General features: G+C 51.2%; 1 pseudogene. It reads right to left on the bottom strand.

What is annotated here, in order from left to right:
* Window positions 1–150: pseudogene (locus AB4Z23_RS28800) on the bottom strand (nucleotidyltransferase); the annotation flags it as partial.
* Between the last annotated feature and the right edge of the window lie 250 nt (window positions 151–400).

Here is a 400-nt window from a genome sequence, read left to right on the forward strand (position 1 = left end):
GAACAGGATGATTTTATAAATCCGCCCGTCTTTCTTGGCCTCGGACTTCGAGCGCTCCACAATGCCGGCGAACTCTTCCTGGATGATCCGGACGACCCTTTCCAGTTCGCGTTGTTTTGTCTGCGGTAGATGTCCGATATCCGATTTCATGGCCTCACCATCGATTCTTCTGGGTATATATTCTAACCGCTACCGACAGGCGATTTCTACTCCACATTGTCGTAGTCCCAATCCGCCTGCATCCACATTATGCGAGGCTCGACCGCGCTCAGCAACCATTAATCGTACAAACCTATCAATGTCGCATCTGGACCGAGGCGCTGAACCACTTTATCCTTCCTGGTATTCGAGGCGTTCCTCGATCTTAATTGCGCCCTGGCGGAAGGAACTGAAATGGATC

The organism is Agrobacterium sp. MCAB5 (assembly GCF_052114365.1).
Taxonomy (GTDB): domain Bacteria; phylum Pseudomonadota; class Alphaproteobacteria; order Rhizobiales; family Rhizobiaceae; genus Agrobacterium; species Agrobacterium tumefaciens.